Genomic DNA, 18,069 nt, shown 5'->3' with positions numbered 1-18,069 from the left:
CGTCGGCCGGCCCGCCCAGCCCCGGGCCGGGTGCCGGCCCCGGCACCGGTCCCGGTGGCGCTCCGGCCGGTGCCGCCGACCCGTCCTGCGGCCGGTTCGCCGCCGACGTCTGCGCCGCGTACCTCCGGATCGCCACCACCGGCCGCGCCGACGAGGCCGCCGTGGACCTGCTGCGCCGCTCCAGCCCAGCCGGTGTGCTGGACCGGATCAAGGCCCCCACCCTGTTGGTCCAGGGAGAGGCGGACACCCTCTTCCCGCTCGGTGAGGCGGACGCGAACGCGCGCGGCATCGCCGCCACCGGCACCCCGGTACGGGTCGCCTGGTTCACCGGCGGGCACGACGGTGGCAGTGGACCCCGCTCGGACTCCGACCGGGTGAAGTTCCTGACCGTCCAGTGGCTCGACCACTACGTCAAGGGCGAGGGCGACGCGCCCGGCGACGACTTCACCTGGTCGCGGATCGCCGGCTTCGACGCGCTCGACCGGGGTCTCGTCGCCACGGGTTTCCGCCGCGCCGACTACCCCGGCCTCACCGGCAACGCCCGCCGGGAGGTGACGGTCGCCGGCCCGGCGCAGCCGATCGCGAACCCGCCGAACGGCAACCCGGCCGCCATCTCCTCGATCCCGTTCGCCGGCGGGCTCGCCTCGCTGCTGGACGGCGTGGCCGGTGACGTGCCCGGCCAGCACGCCCAGTTCGAGTCCACCCCGCTGACCGAGGCCGTGGACGTGGCCGGTGCGCCCACCGTCACAGTGCGGGCAGCGTCGCCGACCGGCGAGGCCGTGCTCTTCGTCAAGCTCTACGACGTCGACCCGGACGGGGCGGCCACCCTGCCGAACGGCCTGGTCGCCCCGATCCGGCTCACCGGCCTACCGCAGCAGGTGCAGGACGCCCGCCCGGTCACCGTGACGCTGCCCGGGATCGTCCGTCGGGTCGAGGCCGGGCACCGGCTGCGGCTGGTGGTGGCCACCTCCGACCAGGCGTACACCACGCCGGCCGCGCCGACCGTCTACACGGTGGCCGCGGACGGTGCGGTCAGCCTGCCCACGGTCAGCGGTGAGCCGATCCCCACCGCGGCGACGATCTGGCGCTGGGTGCTCGCCGGCCTGCTCGCCGCCATCGTGATCGGGCTCGTCGTGGTCGTCGCCCTGGTCCGCCGCCGGCACCGCCGCCAGGACCGGTCGGTGCACCCGGAGTACGCGGACACCCCGCTGGCAGTGCGCGCACTGCGCAAGGAGTACGCGGACGGCTTCGTCGCGGTGTCGAACGTGGACTTCGAGGTGCACCCCGGTCAGGTCGTGGGTCTGCTCGGGCCGAACGGTGCCGGCAAGACCACCACCCTGCGGGTGCTGATGGGGCTGACCCAGCCGACCGCCGGGGAGATCTACGTCTTCGGTCGCCGGCTGGTGCCCGGCTCGCCGGTGCTGTCCCGGATCGGGGCGCTGGTGGAGGGGCCGGGCTTCCTGCCGCACCTGTCGGGTCTGGACAACCTGAAGGCGTACTGGCGGGCCACCGGGCGGCCGTGGGAGGACGCACAGTTCGACGCGGCGCTGGAGATCGCCGGGTTGGGCGACTCGGTGCACCGGAGGATCAAGAACTACAGCCACGGGATGCGCCAGCGGCTCGCCATCGCCCAGGCCATGCTCGGTCTCCCCGAACTGCTGGTGTTGGACGAGCCGACCGACGGGCTGGACCCGCCGCAGATCGCCGAGATGCGCCGGGTGCTCCAGCGGTACGCCACGGACGGCCGGGCGGTGCTGGTCTCCAGTCACCTGCTGGCCGAGGTGGAGCAGACGTGCACGCACGCGGTGGTGGTGAACAAGGGCCGGATCGTGGCGTCCGGGCCGGTGGAGGAGATCGTGGGCGAGTCGCCGAGCGTGCTCTTCGACGTCACCGACCCGTCGGCGGCGCGGGCGGTGCTGGACCGGCTGCACGGGGTCCGCGTGTTGCCGGAGAGTGACGGCCAACTGGTGGTCGACACCAACGGCACGGCCCGCAGCGAGGTGGTGGCGGAGCTGGTGCGCGCCGGCATCGGGGTGGACCGGGTGGTGCCTCGGCGGCGCCTGGAGGACGCGTTCCTCGCCCTGGTGGGCGAGAACTCTCGGGGAAGCGGTGACCGGTGATGGTTGTTACTGACGCGGGTGAGGCCCGTGGCTACCGGCCGTCGGCCACCATGCCGTTCGTGGCGGAGTTCCGTCGGCAGGCGTCCCGGCGGCGGACCCAGTTGGCGCTCGGGTTCATGGTGTTGCTGCCGCTGATCATCCTGATCGCGTTCCAGTTCGACTCGGGCGGCGACGACGACAACGGTCGCAACGAGTTCGCCAGCCTGGTCGAGCTGGCCACCTCGGGCGGGCTCAACTTCACCCTGTTCTCGATCTTCGTGTCGGCGTCGTTCCTGCTGGTGGTGGTCGTCGCGCTGTTCTGCGGTGACACGGTGGCCAGTGAGGCGAGCTGGGGCAGCCTGCGGTATCTGCTGGCGATCCCGGTGCCCCGGGCGCGGTTGTTGACGGTGAAGCTGGTGGTCGCGCTCGCGTACTCGGGACTGGCCCTGCTGCTGTTGGCCGGCACCGCGTTGCTGGCCGGCACCCTGCGCTATGGCTGGTCGCCGCTGCGCAGCACTGTCGCCGCCGAGCTGGAACCCACCGAGGGGTTGCTCCGGTTGCTGGCCGTGCTGGGCTACCTGGCGGTCGTACTGCTGGTGGTGGCAGGCCTGGCGTTCCTGCTGTCGGTGATCACGGACGCCGCGCTGGGCGCTGTGGGTGGTGCGGTTCTGCTCTGGATCCTGTCCAGCATCCTGGACCAGATCACCGCCCTGGGAGCGCTGCGCGACTTCCTGCCCACCCACTTCAGCACCGCCTGGCTGGGTCTGCTGTCGACTCCGGTGCAGACCGACGATGTGGTGCGCGGCTGCATCTCGGCGATCAGCTACGCGACGCTGTTCTGGGGGTTGGCGTTCTGGCGCTTCACCCGCAAGGACATCACGTCGTAGCGGGTCGGCTCACAGCCGGCTGTCGGGCGGGCTCACCGACGACGGCACCGCGCTCGGCGCCGGCGGTGGGGCCGGCCGGGTCGGCACCGGCGTGGACGGGTCGGCCTTCTTCCAGGCGCTGACGCCGATCCGGCCGGTGTTGCCGAGGTCGATCGGCCCGTCCGGGTCGACCTCGTCGGCCGGCTGCCCGGCGGCGGGTGCCACCGTCAGGAACTCGCCGTTGGTGGCCACCACTGTCGAGTCGGTGACCAGGTTGCGCCAGAGCACCACTGCGGTGGCCCGCTCCCCGGCGGCGAGGATGACCTGCCGGGGTGGCTGGTCGAAGCCTGAGGTGATCTCCTTGGCACCGTTGACCACCCGCAGCATGATCGGCTCGCGCGCTTCGTCGAACACGTGCAGCACCGGGTACCCGTTGAGCTGGTAGGGGTGCTCGCCGCAGTTGACCAGCTCCAGGCCGAGGGCGCGCAGACCCATCGCGGCGTCCCCGCCGGTCGACCGGATCCGAACGCCGCTCGTCGGGCACTCGGCCGGCGTCTCGGTGCTGGCGGTCGGGCCTGCTTGCGCCCTCGAACCGGGGGGTGGCTGGCTCGGATCTCCGGACTGGCCGCGATGGTCGAGAGTGCAGCCGCCGAGCACGAGAGTCGTCGCGACCGTCGCGGTGATGCGTCGCAGTGCTGCGGTGTCGCGGGAGATCATCCGTTGATCCTCGCCCACTTGCGCAGTACGTCGACGCCCGGCCCCGGCCTCGCCGGCTCTTCCTGCGCTGCCACGCGAGCTGGTGGGGGACGTCTCCTGGTGCGCCTTTGGAGCTGAATCGTTTGCGACATCACCGGGGGAGGGCGCGGGCGTCCTCGTTCACACCGTTTTCACGAGGGATTATCCCACCAGCAAGGAACTTATGACTTTCGATGCATGCATGCCTCAGGATCAACGAGACCCATTCACACTCCTCGATGGAGGTGCCATGAACGTCTCTCGGCTCGGCGGGCCGACCCTGTCCCTGTTCCGCATCGTGATCGGCCTGCTGTTCACGTTGCACGGCCTGTCCTCGGTATTCGGGTTGTTCGGCGGCAACCCGATGACCGGCAAGGCGGTACCCCTCGGCACCTGGCCGGGCTGGTGGGCCGCCCTGATCCAACTGGTCTGCGGCGTACTGGTGCTGGTCGGGCTCTTCGCCCGACCCGCCGCGCTGCTCGCCTCCGGCTCGATGGCGTACGCCTACTTCGTGGTGCACCAGCCGAATGCTCTGCTGCCGCTGCACAACGGAGGCGAGCGGGCGGCGCTCTTCTGCTGGGCGTTCCTGCTGGTCGCGGCTCTCGGCCCGGGTGCCTGGGCACTCGACACGCTGCGCGCCCGGCGTCGCACCGACACTCCTTCGGCATCGGCTTCGGCGGCCGAGCCCGACGCGGTGTCCGTCTGACCACACCCGAACCACGCGCCGCCGAAGCCTCGACGAGGCGGCTTCGGCGGCGCGTCCGGTCAGGGCCGGCCGATGCGCCCGGGCCCGGGGCCGGTCGCCACTCCCGGTCGCGGCGTTACCTCTTCGCTGATGTCGTAGACGATTCAGCTCCAAAGCGAGCGTCGGTGGCAGGTCCCAGCCGAGGATGACGTGCCGCCGGCAGACCGGCTGGTACCGCCACGCGGACTGCGGCCGTGGAGCGGGGGTGAGGCGGGGTCAGGCCGGCGGGCGCTGGGTGAGGATCGCGTCCAGCAGGCCGGGGTAGAGCTTGTCCAGCTCGTCCCGGCGGAGCCGGACCAGTCGGCTGGTGCCGGCGGCCCGGGTCCGGGTCAGCCCCGCCTCGCGCAGCACCTTGAGGTGGTGGCTACGGGTCGCCTTGGAGACGCCGAAGTCGAAACTGCCGCAGGCGGACTCGCCGCCCTCGGCGAGCGCCCGGACGATCTGTAGCCGCACGTCGTCGGCGAGTGCGGCCAGCACGCTGGTGACCGGTACGGCGGTCAGGTCGGGCTCGTGCGGCTCCATGTGACCAGTGTAACCCTTGTTCGACAACTATCGAACGACGCCCTATGGTCGGTGTCGTTGGTTCGACGATACTCGAACATTGGAGTTGCCGATGCGATCCCGCGCCACCGCGTACCCACTGGTCGCCGTGCTCGGCTGGGGCGTGATGTTCCCGATCCTGGCCAGCGCGCTCGACCGGGTCGACCCGCTCAACCTGACCACCGCGCGCTACCTGCTGGCCGCCGTCGTCCTGGTCGCCATCCTGCTGCTCCGCGAGGGTGCCGGAGCGCTCCGGCACGGTGGCCGGGCGCTGGAGGTGGTGGTGCTCGGAGTGGTCGGCTTCGCCGGCTTCAACCTGCTCACCAACCTGGCGCTCGAACACGCCGCCCCGCAGCAGATCTCCCTCTTCGTGGCCACCACTCCGGTGATCACCCAGCTGGTCCGCTGGGCCCGCGACGGCGTACGCCCGAAGCCGTTGCTGCTGGCCCTCTCCCTGGTGGCGCTCCTCGGCGTCGGTCTGGTGATCACGCGGGGCAGTCTGGCCGGGCTCGGCCAGTTCGGCCTCGGCGGGCTCATGATGATCGGCGCGGTGCTGGGCTGGGGCATCTACACCCACGGCGCCAGCCGGTTCGGCGAGTGGTCGCCGCTGCGCTTCACCACACTGACCGCGCTCGCCGGCACGGCCGCGATGCTCGTCCTGAGCATCGGCGCCGACGCCGTCGGCTGGCAGCACGCGCCGGCCGCCGCCGACCTCGTGGCGGTCGCCCCGCAACTGGCGTACGCAGTGCTGGTGGGTGCCGTGATCGCGGTCCTGGCCTGGAACACCGGCGTGCAGCGACTCGGTGCCGCCAACGCCGCGCTGTTCATGAACCTGGTCCCGGTGACCACCTTCGCGGTGCAGATCGCCCGCGGCTACCGCCCGGAGCCCGTCGAACTGGTCGGGGCCGCCATCACGATCGCCGCCCTGATCGCCGCGAACCTCGCCGCCCGGCCCCGGCCCGCCGCACTGCCCCGGCCGAGCGCGGTGACGGATCCGATCGCGGTGACCGACCCGGTGGCGGTGAGCGCCCGCTGACCCAGTAGCTGGGATCTGCGGTAGCAACGACCGACAGCGTTGTCCTAGACTCGACGGCACAACTGAATACCTCATCCAGAGGGGCTGAGGGATACGGCCCGACGACGCCCCGGCAACCACCCTGCGCGCTCACCGCTGAGCGATCCGCGGGGCAGGTGCCAATTCCGTCCCCGCCGCACCGTGCGATGCGGGGAAAGATGAGAGGACTCTCGACATGACGTCGACGCTCGTCGCCTCCGGCATCGACACCTCTGCCAGCCCCGCCCGCGCCCTGGTCTGCCGTGCCTGTTCGGCCCGCTACCCGCTCGCCGCCCAGCACGCCTGTTACGAGTGTTTCGGCCCGCTGGAAGTCGATTACGACGCCGCCGCGCTGGCCACCGTCACCCGCGAGCAGATCGAGGCCGGCCCGAACAACATCTGGCGGTACGCCGCCCTGCTCCCCGCCGGTCAGGACCCGGCCAGCCGGGTCACCCTCGACCCGGGGCTGACCCCACTGGTGGCGGCCCCGCACCTCGCCGCCGAGCTGGGCATCACCGCGCCGCTCTGGGTCAAGGACGACAGCGCCAACCCCACCCACTCGTTCAAGGACCGGGTCGTCTCGGTGGCGCTCACCGCCGCCAAGGCGCTCGGCTTCAGCCGGTTCGCCTGCGCGTCGACCGGCAACCTGGCCAACTCGGTGGCCGCCCACGCCGCCCGCGCCGGGGTGCCCTCGGTGGTCTTCATCCCCAGCGACCTGGAGCAGGGCAAGGTCATCACCACCGCCGTCTACGGCGGCGAACTGGTCGCCATCGACGGCTCGTACGACGATGTCAACCGGCTCTGCGGCGAGCTGGTGGAGACCGACGAATTCGAGGACACCGCGTTCGTCAACGTGAACGTCCGGCCGTACTACGCGGAGGGCTCCAAGACCCTCGGCTACGAGGTGGCCGAGCAGCTCGGCTGGCGGATTCCGGCGCAGGTGGTCATCCCGATGGCCAGCGGCGAGCTGCTCACCAAGATTGACAAAGCGTTCTCCGAGCTGGTGGAGGTCGGCCTGGTCGAGGCGCCCGCCGACGGCTGGAAGGTCTTCGGCGCGCAGTCCGCCGGCTGCAACCCGATCGCCGTCGCCCTGCACGCCGAGACCGACACGATCGTTCCGGTCAAGCCCACCGGCATCGCCAAGTCGCTCAACATCGGCGACCCGGCGGCCGGCCTCTACGCCCTGGAGGCGGTCCGCCGCACCGGCGGCTGGATGGAGTACGCCGACGACGACGAGATTCGCGCTGGCATTCGCGATCTGGCCCGTACCACCGGGGTCTTCGCCGAAACCGCGGGTGGGGTCACCGTGGCCGTGCTGCGCAAGCTGGTCGAGTCCGGTCGGCTCGACCCGACGGCCGAGACCGTCGTTTTCAACACCGGCGAGGGTCTGAAGACCATCGACGCGGTGGCCGGCCAGGTCGGGCCGACCCACCACATCAAGCCCTCGCTGCGCGCCGCCCGCGACGCCGGCCTCCTCGGCTGACGGGCTCGCTCGGACCGGGGCCGAGTCGATCAGTCGGTAACTGGGTTTTCGCTGTGAGTGTGGAAAACCCGCCGCTACGGACTTGACGACAGGAACCGGACGGCGCAAGATGCTCCGTGCGGGAGGGCATTTCGCCGAAGACTTTTGAAGTTCTTGCGACCCAACGCCGGAGGCGTTGTGCGAGTGTCCCTCCCGACCACGTTCGATCGGGCCAGCGAGTAATTCGCTGGCCCGATCGCTTTTGTACGGTGCAGGCTCACCGGCATGAGCATCACCATCGCGTCGTTCGACGGCGCCGACCGGACTTCCGTCGACGAGGCGTACCGGATCGGGGTGGCGGTCAACGACGCCGATCTGCCGGACCTACCGCCCTTCTGCCGGCGCCGCTTCGACGCGCTGTTCCACACGCCGTTGCCCGGCACCCGGACGCTCTGGGCGCTGGCCCGACTGGACGGTGTCCCGGCCGGCTTCCTGCAACTGGACCTGCCGCAGCTCGACAACACCGACAACGCCACCGTCGAGCTGAAGGTGCGTCCGGAGCTGCGGCGCCGGGGCGTCGGTCGGGCACTGCACGAGTACGGCGTACGGCTGCTGCGCGAGCACGGCCGCAAGCGGGTCGTCGGACTGACCGTCTCCGCGTTGCCCGACGGGCCGGCCCGGAACGTGGCGGGCGCTGCGTTCGCCGCGTCGACCGGAGCCCAGGCCGCGTTGGTCGAGGTGCGTCGCCGGCTGGAGATCGCCGAGATCGACCGGGTCGCGCTCCGCGCGGCACTCGTCGAGGCCCAGCCCCGGGCCGAGGGGTACCGATCGGTGTGCTGGCAGGGCGCCACCCCGGAGGAGTATCTGACGGACATCGCCTACCTTGACGGCCGGCTGATGATGGACGCGCCCCTTGGTGACATGCAGTGGGAGCCGGAGCAGGTGGACGCCGAGCGCATCCGCGGCACCGATCGGGCCCTGGAGGCCAAGGGCCGCCGGCGGTACCACCTCGGGATGCGACACGAGGCGTCCGGCCGGCTGGTCGCCTGGACGCTGCTGGAGGTTGGTGCCTCCGCCGACTGGCACGCGTTCCAGCAGATCACCATCGTCGACCCCGCACACCGTGGGCACCGGCTCGGCCTCATCGCCAAGGCGGAGAACCTGCACCACCTGCTCACCCACGAGCCGGCGGTGCGGAGCATCGACACCGTCAACGCCGCCAGCAACAGCTACATGGTGGCGATCAACGAACAGCTCGGCTTCCGCCCGGTGGACTCCTGGACCGACTGGCAGCTCACCCTCTGAGCCCTGGCCGGAGGCCTGCGGTTACCCGCTGCCGTCGCGAGCAACCCCGTGCCGTCGGCCATTGGCGCTTCTGCTCGGGAACTCGACTGCGGCATGAGCCGCTGTCGGGCATTCGCGCTACTGCTCGCGGACCGGACTCAGGCATGATGGCGGGCATGACGGAGACCCCGCATCCCCTGTACGACAGGCACGCCGAAACCCTCAACCGTGCGCTGACCGCGATCACGGAGCGGGGCTACTGGTCCGCCTATCCCGAATCCCCCAGCCCCCGGGTGTACGGCGAGACCGCCGCCGCCGACGGTAAGGCCGCCTTCGAGGCGTACCTCGGCGGTGACTTCCCGCTCGACCAGCCCGGCTCCGGCGTTCGGGTCGCCACCGAGACGAGCCCCTTCGGCGTGGAGTTGGCGGTGCGTTACCCGCACGCCGGCCCCGGTGAGCTGGTGAGCGCCGCCTCCGCCGCGCTGCCGGCATGGCGCGACGCCGGCCCGCAGGCCCGGGTGGGCGTCTGCCTGGAGATCCTCGACCGGCTGCACAAGCACATCTTCGAGCTGGCCAACGCGGTGCAGTTCACCAGCGGGCAGGCGTTCGTGATGGCCTTCCAGGCCGGTGGCGCGCACGCGCTGGACCGGGCGCTGGAAGCGCTGGCGTACGCGTACGCCGAGATGACCCGGCACCCGGGTACGGCGGGCTGGGAGAAGGCCGCCGGCAAGGGTGACCCGCTGCGGATGACCAAGACGTTCCACGTGGTGCCGCGTGGGGTGGCGCTGGTGATCGGCTGCAACACCTTCCCGACCTGGAACTCGTACCCCGGGCTGTTCGCCTCGCTGGTCACCGGCAACCCGGTGATCGTCAAGCCGCACCCGCGCGCGGTGCTGCCGCTGGCCATCACAGTGAAGTACGCCCGGGAGGTGCTCGCCGAGGCCGGGTTCGACCCGAACCTGATCATGCTGGCGGCCGAGGCGCCCGGTGAGAAGCTCGCCAGCGACCTGGCCCTGCACCAGGCCATCCGGATCGTCGACTTCACCGGCTCCACCGAGTACGGCGACTGGCTGGAGACCCACGCGCGGCAGGCATCGGTTTACACCGAGAAGGCCGGCCTCAACACCGTCGTCATCGACTCCACCGACGACTTCGTCGGCATGTGCCGCAACCTCGGGTTCACGCTGACCCTCTACAGCGGGCAGATGTGCACCACCTCACAGAACATCCTCATCCCGGCCGGGGGCATCGAGACCGACCAGGGGCACAAGAGCTTCGACGAGGTGGCCGGCGGGATCGCCGCAGCGGTCGGCAAGCTCACCGCCGACCCGGCCCGAGGTGTGGAGCTGACCGGCGCCATCGTCAACGACGGGGTGCTGGAGCGGCTGGCCGAGGTGACCAAGGTCGGCGAGCCGGTGCTGGAGTCGCGGGCCGTGGCCCACCCGTCGTACGCCGACGCGGTGGTACGTACCCCGACGATCGTGAAGCTGACCGCTGACGACGCGGAGACGTACGGCCGGGAGTGGTTCGGGCCGATCTCGTTCGCCATCGCTACCGACTCCACCACGCACAGCCTGGAGCTGCTGCGCCGGACGGTCGGTGAGAAGGGCGCGCTCACCGCCGGGGTCTACTCGACCGACGAGGCCGTGCTGGACGCCACCGAGGTGGTGGCGGTCGAGGTCGGGGTGCACCTGTCCTGCAACCTCACCGGCGGTGTCTTCGTCAACCAGTCGGCGGCGTTCTCCGACTTCCACGGCAGTGGGGCCAACGCGGCGGCCAACTCGGCGCTGACCGACGGGGCTTACGTGGCGAACCGGTTCCGGATCGTGCAGTCTCGGCGTCATGTCTGATCTTTAGCTGCGGTGGGGGTTTCCGGGGCAGCCCGACCCGCTCCGGGCGGTCAGGCTTGATCCCTGCGCGGGTCGGGCTGCCCCGGAAACCCGTTCCTGGGCACGCTCATGGCGTCGCTGCCGGCTTTTTGGGGGCATCAGAGTGGTTCTGCCTTGGGATGGTTCTCTGTTCTAGGCGGGTCGGCGCATCTGTAGCTCGTTCAGGGCCGGGATGTTCGGGTGGGGGACTCGTACCCCGGTGTCCTTGAAGCCCAGGCGCTGGTAGGCGCGGTAGGCGCGGTCGTTGCCGACCACCACCTCCAGCAGCAGCTCCGGTCGGCCGCAGGCTCGCGACCAGGCGGCCACCCCGTCGATCAGCTCACCGAGCAGGCCACTGCCGCGCCAGGCCGGCGTGACGTACACGGCGTAGATCACGGTCAGTCCCGGTTCGTTCGGGTGGGTCGTACCACCGGCGTGCCCCACCAGCCGACCGCCCGGATCGGCGACGAACTGCGCGTTACCGGCACCCGCCGAGGTGTACGCGATCCGGGCGGCGAACTCGTTGTGCGGGCGGGCCGCCGCGTCCGCCAGGGTCTCCAGGAAGGCCAACGGCGCGTCGGCCAGCATCTCCAGGCGCAGCGCCCGCATCCGGGCGGCGTCCTCCGGCCGGACCCGGCGGATCTCCGCGAGCCGCAGGGCCGGCGAGCCCATGTCGGTGGTCATGTCCGCATGCCTACCACAGGGCAGGGATGGCGTTTCGCGAGCTGGGCCCGATCGCCGTCATCTCGGGCCCGCCCTGCGACCCTCCCTCCATTCGCAATGACGCGGGCGAATCCGGTGGCTTGGGAACCCGGCCGATCAGCGCGGTCGGGACGCCCCGAAGTGTGTCTGATTTGTGGCAGTGCGCGGCCGTCACGCCTCGTGTAGCGTGCGATTTCGGTCACCTGGTTCAATGGCGGTCATCGATCGCTGAGTCGGTGGTCCGGGGCGCCCGGCCGTGCCGTGCGCCGAGTCAGGCAACGCCGCGCAGAGTGAGGGAAGTGCACCGTGGCACAGGGCTCCGTGAAGTGGTTCAACGCCGAGAAGGGCTACGGCTTCATCGCCGTCGACGGCGGTCAGGACGTGTTCGTCCATTTCTCGGCGATCGAGATGGACGGTTACAAGGCGCTGGACGACGGTCAGCGGGTCGAGTTCGAGATCACCCAGGGTCAGAAGGGCCCACAGGCGGAGCACGTACGCGTCATCGGCTGAGCTTCCTGGCCGATCGGCCCCGTGAGTCGGGGCTGCGGCACTGGCGCGCAGCCGGGAAGATCGTGAACCGTTCCAGCCGATGTGAGGAGCGTTCATGAGCGACCAGCCGCCCCCGCCCAACTCGTCCCCCGGGTCGGGGGAGCCGGACCCGTCCGATCCGTCCTCGCCCGCCGGCAGCCCCGGCCACGCCGGTCCGCCCCCCGGCTGGGGGCCGGGCATGCCCCCGGCCGACCCGCCCTCCGGCCCCGCCGGTCCGCCGCCCGGCTGGGATCCCGCGCAGGGTGCCTGGGGTGCGGCCCCGCCGCCGCAGGGCTGGGCGTTCCCGCCCACCGGGGGTTACCCGCCCGGGTCGGGTCCCTACGGCGGGCAGCCGTGGTACCCGGGGCCGCCGGTCGGCTGGTACCCGCCGGGTTACGGGTTCGACCCGAACGACGCCCTGGTCACGCCGCCCGGTGCCGGCATCGGCGGCTGGTTCAACCGGTGCGGGGGAGCACTGCGTCGGGGCTGGCGGCAGTTGGTGCCGATCATGCTGCTCACCCAGGTACTGCCGGCGGCGGTGCTCTCGGTGGTCTCCCTCGGGCTGGACCCGTCGGCGAAGTGGGCCGCCCAGGCCGAATCGACGTCGACCCCCGCGCTGCCGGACAATTTCGCCGCCGAGTTGCTGAGCCTCCTGGTCCTGCTGGTCGGCGGCAGCCTGGTGGTCGGGCTGGTGCAGGCCGTCGGGTGGGCCGCCGGCACCTGGGTGATCACCCAACAGGCGGCCGGTCAGCCGGCCAGCCTGGAGTCCGCGCTGCGCTACGGCCTGCGTCGGGCCCTCGGGCTGTGGGGCTGGACCCTGTTGGTCAGTCTGCTCATCGGCGTCGGTGTCTGTTTCTGCGTGCTGCCGGGCATCTACCTGGCCTTCGCGCTGAGCATGGCCGGCCCGGTCTATCTCTTCGAACGGCACAACCCGATCGGTCGATCGTTCCGGATGTTCCACGACCGGCTCGGCCTGCTGCTCGGACGGGTGGCCCTGGTGGCCGTGGCGGTGATCGTCGGCACCCTGATCCCCGGTGGCCTGGAAGGGATCGGCACCTCCGCGCTCGGAACGGACCCGTTCTCCTCGGCGGGTACCGCCGCCGGGACGGTGGTGGTGATCGGGATCACCGCCGTGCTGGCCCTGCCGGCCCACCTCGCTCAGATGATCGGTCTGCTGGTGACGTACGCCGAGCAGCGTGCCCATGAGGCGCCGGTGAACACCGCTGGACTGGCCGCGGAACTCGGCTGAGCGGCGGCATCGTGCTTGCACTCGGCAGGGGAGAGTGCTAAACAAGTCATTGGCACTCGCATACCGTGAGTGCCAATGGTCGGGACGGTGGGGCCAGGTTGCACCGGCGTGGAGACGCCGGGGCGGCACATGGCCGGTCGTCGCGGGCTATCCGGCCCGGCCGAAGGACGTCGTCGTCGCCAGGTGGCGACGTCCCAAGGTGCGTACACCAGGCGGCCCATCCGGGGCACACATCTCGGGTGGCCCGTGAGTGTCCAGGAGGACAACGCCGTATGGCCAAGATGATCGCGTTCGACGAAGAGGCGCGCCGCGGCCTCGAGCGGGGCATGAACCAGCTCGCCGACGCCGTAAAGGTGACCCTCGGCCCCAAGGGCCGCAACGTCGTGCTCGAGAAGAAGTGGGGTGCCCCCACCATCACCAACGATGGTGTGAGCATCGCCAAGGAGATCGAGCTCGAGGACCCGTACGAGAAGATCGGCGCTGAGCTGGTCAAGGAGGTCGCCAAGAAGACCGACGACGTTGCCGGTGACGGCACGACGACGGCGACCGTCCTGGCCCAGGCCCTGGTTCGCGAGGGCCTGCGCAACGTGGCCGCTGGCGCCAACCCGATGGCCCTGAAGCGGGGCATCGAGGCCGCGGTCGCGAGCGTCTCGGAGGAGCTGTCCAAGCTCGCCAAGGACGTCGAGACCAAGGAGCAGATCGCCTCCACCGCCTCCATCTCCGCTGGCGACAGCACCGTCGGCGAGATCATCGCCGAGGCGATGGACAAGGTCGGCAAGGAAGGCGTCATCACCGTCGAGGAGAGCAACACCTTCGGGCTCGAGCTGGAGCTCACCGAGGGTATGCGCTTCGACAAGGGCTACATCTCGGCCTACTTCATGACCGACCCGGAGCGTATGGAGGCCGTCTTCGACGACCCGTACATCCTGATCGCCAACAGCAAGATCTCGTCGGTGAAGGACCTGCTCCCGATCCTGGAGAAGGTCATGCAGTCGGGCAAGCCGCTGCTGATCATCGCCGAGGACCTGGAGGGCGAGGCCCTCGCCACCCTGGTCGTCAACAAGGTCCGTGGCACCTTCAAGTCGGTCGCCGTCAAGGCGCCGGGCTTCGGTGACCGCCGTAAGGCCATGCTGACCGACATCGCCATCCTCGCCGGTGGCCAGGTCATCAGCGAGGAGGTCGGCCTCAAGCTCGACGCCGCCAGCCTCGACATGCTGGGCCGCGCCCGCAAGGTCGTGGTGACCAAGGACGAGACCACCATCGTCGACGGTGCCGGTGACGCCGAGCAGATCCAGGGCCGGGTCAACCAGATCCGGGCCGAGATCGACAAGAGCGACTCCGACTACGACCGGGAGAAGCTGCAGGAGCGGCTGGCCAAGCTGGCCGGCGGCGTTGCGGTGATCAAGGTCGGCGCGGCCACCGAGGTCGAGCTCAAGGAGCGCAAGCACCGCATCGAGGACGCCGTTCGCAACGCGAAGGCCGCCGTCGAGGAGGGCATCGTCCCGGGTGGTGGCGTCGCGCTGGTCCAGGCCGGCAAGACCGCCTTCGACAAGCTCGACCTGGTCGGCGACGAGGCGACCGGTGCGAACATCGTCAAGGTCGCGCTCGACGCCCCGCTGCGGCAGATCGCCGTCAACGCCGGCCTTGAGGGCGGCGTCGTGGTGGAGAAGGTCCGTAACCTCGAAGCGGGTCACGGTCTGAACGCCGCCAACGGCGAGTACGTCGACCTGCTGGCCGCGGGCATCATCGACCCGGCCAAGGTGACGCGCTCGGCGCTGCAGAACGCCGCTTCCATCGCGGCGCTCTTCCTCACCACCGAGGCTGTTGTCGCGGACAAGCCGGAGAAGACCCCGGCTGCCCCGGCTGGCCCGGGTGGCGGGGACATGGACTTCTGAGTCCAGTTCCGACACCGAACGGGGCGGGCCGCTGACGCGGTCCGCCCCGTTCGTCGTCAGGTCGGTAGTGGGCGCTGGTTGCGCCGCTTCTGTGCCCGGTTGTACGGCGGAGGCAGTTGGATCGGCGCGTCCACCATCTCCTGCGGTTCCTCGACCAGCGACGGCTCACCGTCGGTGGTCATCTCGGCCAGTTGCTCGGCGTCGCCGTAGTCGAGCCGGTCGAACGGCAGTTGGCCGGGGAGTTCGCCCACCGGTTTCCAGGTGATCGGCGTGCCGTCCTCGGTCTGGTTGTCATCCGTGGTCATGGCTGCCTCCTCTACCGAAACGGTAGGGGGCGTCGATGGCAGATGCGGGCGAATGGATCCATGTCCTGTTTGCCCCGGTTATGCCCTGGACAGGGTTCGCCGGTACAGGAAGAACACCCGCTCGATCCGCGCTCCCGCGCTGCCTGAGTAGAACGGCACCGGTCCCACCCAGCCGATCTGTGCCCGATCCAGCCCTACCGCCCTCTGGTCGCGCAGGCAGCGCCGCAGCAGCACCCCACCGATGCCCGACCCCTCCGCGGCCGGCGCGGTGCCCATCGGCCCGAACCAACTCGGCCGGGACGACCCGTACGCGGCGAAGCCGAGCACCTCGCCGTCCCGTTCCGCCAGGTGGCAACCGGCGTCGGCGCGCCCCACCGACCCGGCCAGCTCGCCGTCCCACGTCCCGCCGAAGGTGGACCGGGCGAAGGCGGTCAGCGCCGGAAGGTCAGCCGGCTCCGCCCGGCGTACGGTGACGCCCTGGTCGGCCAGCCGTCGCTCCGTCGCCTCGGTGGACCGTAGTGCCGGCGACCCGTCGTACGACAGGTCCGCGGTCATGTTCCAGGCGGTCCGGTCCTGCTGGTAGCCGAGCGCGAGGGCGGCGCAGACCGCCGGCGTGTAGCGGACGTCGATCCCCGGCCACGCGTAGTACGGCGGGTTTCCGGCCAGCAGCACCTCGGTCGCCCCGCGCTCGGCGAGCACCCGCTCGGCCCGCTGGAGCAGCGCCCGGCCGATGCCCCGACGCCGCTGATCCGCAGGGACCGCCACCAGATCCACGTGCCCGATCCCCGGCTCGGTCGACGACGCCGAACAGATCAGCACCCCCACCAGGTCCGCGCCCCGGTACGCGCCCAGCCCGACCACCGGCCGGTCGGCGGTGGCCCGGGTCCAGAGCACGTCCACGATGGCAGTCGCCTCGGCGGCGTCCTCGGGCAGGTCGAGAGCCTGCTGGCAGAGCTGTACGACGCTGGGGAGCAGGTCGGCGGTCAGCTCGGTGACGGTGATCTCGGCGTCCATGGTCGCCGACCCTAGATCACCGACTGTCGGGCGCGCACCCCCGGCTCGGCGCTTCAGGAAGGAAACCTGCCTATTGCTGGGCGGCGCGAACGGCGGCGTAGGCGTCGACCTGACCGGCACCGGTGACGTTCGACGGACCACCGCAGGCGTCGGAGGGGCTGTCGGAGCGGTAGGTAGGGGTCGCCGACGTGGCGGTGTCCCGAAGGATCTGTCGGGTCCGGGTCACGTCGCCGACCAGCGCCGGGTTCGCCGACCACATCAGAGCGACCACCCCGGCCACCTGCGGGGTCGCCATCGACGTGCCGTCCAGCGCGGCGTACGTGCCGCCCGGCATGGCCGACACCACCCCCACCCCCGGTGCCAGCACGTCCGGTTTACCCGAGCCGCCCGGCACCGGCCCCCGCGAGGAGAACTCGGCGACCCGCCGCTGAGAGTCCACCGCACCCACAGTCAGCACGTCCGGGTACGGGGCGGGCGGATCGTCGATCGACGCGCACCACGGGCCGGTGTTACCGGCCGCAGCGACCACGAAGATCCCGGCGGCGTCGAGGGCGGCGGTGGCCGGCCGCAGAACGCGCTGGTCGCAACCCTCGATGGGCGGGCAGCCCCACGAGTTGGTCAGCACCTGGGGGGCGCGCTCCGGACGGCCGTCGGTGAACGGGTCGCCGCCGGCAGGGAAGGGCGCCAACATGAACTGGAGACAGTCCAGGTAGTGCGCGGGGCTGCCCAGGTTGCGGTCCAGGTTGACGCAGCCCACCCACTGCGCGTCCGGTGCCACCCCGATGCCGTCCCGCCCGACCGCGCTGCCCACCGTGTGGGTGCCGTGCCCGCCCTGGTCGGTCGGGCTCCGGGTGTCGTCCCACGGGTCGTACCAGGAGTCGTCCCCACCACGAAACCCGGCTCGTAGCGCCGGATGGGTGCCGTCCACCCCCGAATCGGAGCTGCCGACCACGATGCCCGTGCCGGTGACCCGGAGTTGGGACCACACCCGGTCGGCGCCGATCTGGCGGATGTTCCACTCCGGGCCGGTGGGCCTGGGTGCGGTGCCCCGGTTCTGCCCGGCCGGGGCCGGCAGCGGCCGCAGGCGCTGGCTGACCAGCACCCGCGCCACTTCCGGTCGGCGGGCGAGCCAGGCCCGCACCGCCGGGCCGCCGTCCACCTCGACCGCGTTGACCAGGTAGTACGACACCGGGTCGAGGCGCAGCCGGTTCAACCCCCGGAGCAGGTCGCTCTGGCTCTGCTCGGCGGTCGTCACCAGCCGCCGGTAGACCTCCGCCGCGCGGGCGTCCCGTCCCGCTCGACCCGGCACGGCGGTCGGAAGATCGCTCAGGTTGGCCTGCGTACGCAGCACCACGAACAGTCGCTCGCCGTACAGGCCCGGCTGGCCGGGGCCGAGGTCGACCACCCCGAACGCCACCAGCAGCACCACGGCCGCCACCGCGGCGACCCGCCTGTTCGGGGTGCGTGCCGTCGGCCGGGCGAGCAGCACCGCGTACCCGATGGCGACCACTACCGCGACGGCGAGCCCGACGCCGGCGGCGGCCGCCACCCAGAACGGGATGTCCCGGGTGCCGACCAGCAGCAGGCTGATCTCCTCCGGGTCGGTGAAGGCCAGCGGGCCGAGCGCGGCCAGGCCCACGAGCCAGCCGGTCGCCGTTCGGCCGGCGCGGATGGCCTCGGTCGGGTCGGCGGCGGCCGGGTCGGCGGCGGCCGGGTCGGCGGC

The 18,069-nt window shown here is 71.3% G+C and carries 16 protein-coding genes and 1 riboswitch; of the genes, 10 read left to right on the top strand and 6 right to left on the bottom strand.

Going from position 1 to position 18,069, the window contains the following annotated elements; all coding sequences use genetic code 11:
- Together GUI43_RS31290 and GUI43_RS31285 are read left to right on the top strand one after the other, a co-directional pair.
- Positions 1–2,120 (top strand): ATP-binding cassette domain-containing protein (locus GUI43_RS31290; RefSeq protein ID WP_112700416.1); only part of this gene is annotated, 2,120 nt, incomplete at its 5' end.
- Positions 2,120–2,986, top strand: coding sequence for an ABC transporter permease (locus tag GUI43_RS31285; protein WP_112582927.1), 867 nt, complete (start codon positions 2,120–2,122; stop codon positions 2,984–2,986). The genes GUI43_RS31290 and GUI43_RS31285, both read left to right, overlap by 1 nt.
- A gap of 9 nt (positions 2,987–2,995) precedes the next feature.
- Here the strand turns inward: GUI43_RS31285 and GUI43_RS31280 are convergent, their stop codons facing one another.
- Positions 2,996–3,682, bottom strand: a complete 687-nt coding sequence (locus GUI43_RS31280) for a DUF4232 domain-containing protein (protein WP_170158808.1) — start codon at positions 3,680–3,682, stop codon at positions 2,996–2,998.
- A gap of 268 nt (positions 3,683–3,950) precedes the next feature.
- Here GUI43_RS31280 and GUI43_RS31275 point away from each other — a divergent pair, with 268 nt between their 5' ends.
- Positions 3,951–4,406: a DoxX family protein gene (locus GUI43_RS31275; protein WP_112582929.1), complete on the top strand. Its 456-nt coding sequence runs from the start codon at positions 3,951–3,953 to the stop codon at positions 4,404–4,406.
- A gap of 255 nt (positions 4,407–4,661) precedes the next feature.
- Here GUI43_RS31275 and GUI43_RS31270 read toward each other — a convergent pair whose 3' ends face one another.
- Positions 4,662–4,967, bottom strand: coding sequence for an ArsR/SmtB family transcription factor (locus GUI43_RS31270; protein WP_112582930.1), 306 nt, complete (start codon positions 4,965–4,967; stop codon positions 4,662–4,664).
- Positions 4,968–5,058: 91 nt separating this feature from the next.
- Here GUI43_RS31270 and GUI43_RS31265 point away from each other — a divergent pair, with 91 nt between their 5' ends.
- From GUI43_RS31265 to paaN, 4 genes are all read left to right on the top strand, one after another.
- Positions 5,059–6,021: a DMT family transporter gene (locus GUI43_RS31265; RefSeq protein WP_112582931.1), complete on the top strand. Its 963-nt coding sequence runs from the start codon at positions 5,059–5,061 to the stop codon at positions 6,019–6,021.
- 68 nt (positions 6,022–6,089) lie between these two features.
- Positions 6,090–6,225, top strand: a riboswitch (SAM riboswitch).
- A 10-nt stretch (positions 6,226–6,235) separates the two neighbouring features.
- Entirely contained in the window at positions 6,236–7,522 is a 1,287-nt protein-coding gene (gene thrC, locus GUI43_RS31260) for a threonine synthase (RefSeq protein WP_112601086.1), read from the top strand.
- A gap of 264 nt (positions 7,523–7,786) precedes the next feature.
- Positions 7,787–8,806, top strand: coding sequence for a GNAT family N-acetyltransferase (locus tag GUI43_RS31255; protein ID WP_112700412.1), 1,020 nt, complete (start codon positions 7,787–7,789; stop codon positions 8,804–8,806).
- Between the two features lie 155 nt (positions 8,807–8,961).
- Entirely contained in the window at positions 8,962–10,635 is a 1,674-nt protein-coding gene (gene paaN, locus GUI43_RS31250) for a phenylacetic acid degradation protein PaaN (RefSeq protein ID WP_181518376.1), read from the top strand.
- 171 nt (positions 10,636–10,806) lie between these two features.
- Here the strand turns inward: paaN and GUI43_RS31245 are convergent, their stop codons facing one another.
- On the bottom strand, positions 10,807–11,337 hold the full coding sequence (locus GUI43_RS31245; protein WP_112589242.1) for a GNAT family N-acetyltransferase: 531 nt from the start codon (positions 11,335–11,337) through the stop codon (positions 10,807–10,809).
- A gap of 324 nt (positions 11,338–11,661) precedes the next feature.
- Between GUI43_RS31245 and GUI43_RS31240 the strand changes: the two genes are divergently transcribed.
- The 3 genes from GUI43_RS31240 to groL all read left to right on the top strand — a co-directional run bounded on the left by GUI43_RS31240 (position 11,662) and on the right by groL (position 15,027).
- A complete protein-coding gene (locus GUI43_RS31240; protein WP_091402914.1) occupies positions 11,662–11,865 on the top strand; it encodes a cold-shock protein in 204 nt (67 codons plus the stop codon).
- A gap of 94 nt (positions 11,866–11,959) precedes the next feature.
- A complete protein-coding gene (locus GUI43_RS31235) occupies positions 11,960–13,132 on the top strand; it encodes a hypothetical protein (protein ID WP_112700410.1) in 1,173 nt (390 codons plus the stop codon).
- A 272-nt stretch (positions 13,133–13,404) separates the two neighbouring features.
- On the top strand, positions 13,405–15,027 hold the full coding sequence (gene groL / locus GUI43_RS31230; protein WP_030490078.1) for a chaperonin GroEL: 1,623 nt from the start codon (positions 13,405–13,407) through the stop codon (positions 15,025–15,027).
- A gap of 56 nt (positions 15,028–15,083) precedes the next feature.
- Here groL and GUI43_RS31225 read toward each other — a convergent pair whose 3' ends face one another.
- The 3 genes from GUI43_RS31225 to GUI43_RS31215 all read right to left on the bottom strand — a co-directional run.
- Positions 15,084–15,332: a hypothetical protein gene (locus tag GUI43_RS31225; RefSeq protein ID WP_112589238.1), complete on the bottom strand. Its 249-nt coding sequence runs from the start codon at positions 15,330–15,332 to the stop codon at positions 15,084–15,086.
- A gap of 78 nt (positions 15,333–15,410) precedes the next feature.
- Positions 15,411–16,346 carry a GNAT family N-acetyltransferase gene (locus GUI43_RS31220; protein ID WP_112700408.1) on the bottom strand — a complete coding sequence of 312 codons (936 nt, stop codon included), beginning with the start codon at positions 16,344–16,346 and terminating at the stop codon, positions 15,411–15,413.
- A 70-nt stretch (positions 16,347–16,416) separates the two neighbouring features.
- Positions 16,417–18,069: S8 family serine peptidase (locus tag GUI43_RS31215; protein WP_146765976.1), on the bottom strand; the 1,653-nt coding region annotated here is incomplete at its 5' end.

Source organism: Micromonospora noduli (genome assembly GCF_003264365.1).
Taxonomy (GTDB): domain Bacteria; phylum Actinomycetota; class Actinomycetes; order Mycobacteriales; family Micromonosporaceae; genus Micromonospora; species Micromonospora noduli.
The sequence above is the reverse complement of the archived record's forward strand: the minus strand, read 5'-3'. Positions and strand labels throughout refer to the sequence as shown.

Excerpts from the sequence above, each read along its gene's own strand:
- GUI43_RS31285 (WP_112582927.1), top strand. The coding sequence starts at position 2,120 with ATGGTTGTTACTGACGCGGGTGAGGCCCGTGGCTACCGGCCGTCGGCC.
- GUI43_RS31275 (WP_112582929.1), top strand. The coding sequence starts at position 3,951 with ATGAACGTCTCTCGGCTCGGCGGGCCGACCCTGTCCCTGTTCCGCATC.
- GUI43_RS31225 (WP_112589238.1), bottom strand. The coding sequence starts at position 15,332 with ATGACCACGGATGACAACCAGACCGAGGACGGCACGCCGATCACCTGG.
- GUI43_RS31265 (WP_112582931.1), top strand. The coding sequence starts at position 5,059 with ATGCGATCCCGCGCCACCGCGTACCCACTGGTCGCCGTGCTCGGCTGG.
- thrC (WP_112601086.1), top strand. The coding sequence starts at position 6,236 with ATGACGTCGACGCTCGTCGCCTCCGGCATCGACACCTCTGCCAGCCCC.
- GUI43_RS31270 (WP_112582930.1), bottom strand. The coding sequence starts at position 4,967 with ATGGAGCCGCACGAGCCCGACCTGACCGCCGTACCGGTCACCAGCGTG.
- GUI43_RS31255 (WP_112700412.1), top strand. The coding sequence starts at position 7,787 with ATGAGCATCACCATCGCGTCGTTCGACGGCGCCGACCGGACTTCCGTC.
- GUI43_RS31235 (WP_112700410.1), top strand. The coding sequence starts at position 11,960 with ATGAGCGACCAGCCGCCCCCGCCCAACTCGTCCCCCGGGTCGGGGGAG.
- groL (WP_030490078.1), top strand. The coding sequence starts at position 13,405 with ATGGCCAAGATGATCGCGTTCGACGAAGAGGCGCGCCGCGGCCTCGAG.
- paaN (WP_181518376.1), top strand. The coding sequence starts at position 8,962 with ATGACGGAGACCCCGCATCCCCTGTACGACAGGCACGCCGAAACCCTC.
- GUI43_RS31220 (WP_112700408.1), bottom strand. The coding sequence starts at position 16,346 with ATGGACGCCGAGATCACCGTCACCGAGCTGACCGCCGACCTGCTCCCC.
- GUI43_RS31245 (WP_112589242.1), bottom strand. The coding sequence starts at position 11,337 with ATGACCACCGACATGGGCTCGCCGGCCCTGCGGCTCGCGGAGATCCGC.
- GUI43_RS31280 (WP_170158808.1), bottom strand. The coding sequence starts at position 3,682 with ATGATCTCCCGCGACACCGCAGCACTGCGACGCATCACCGCGACGGTC.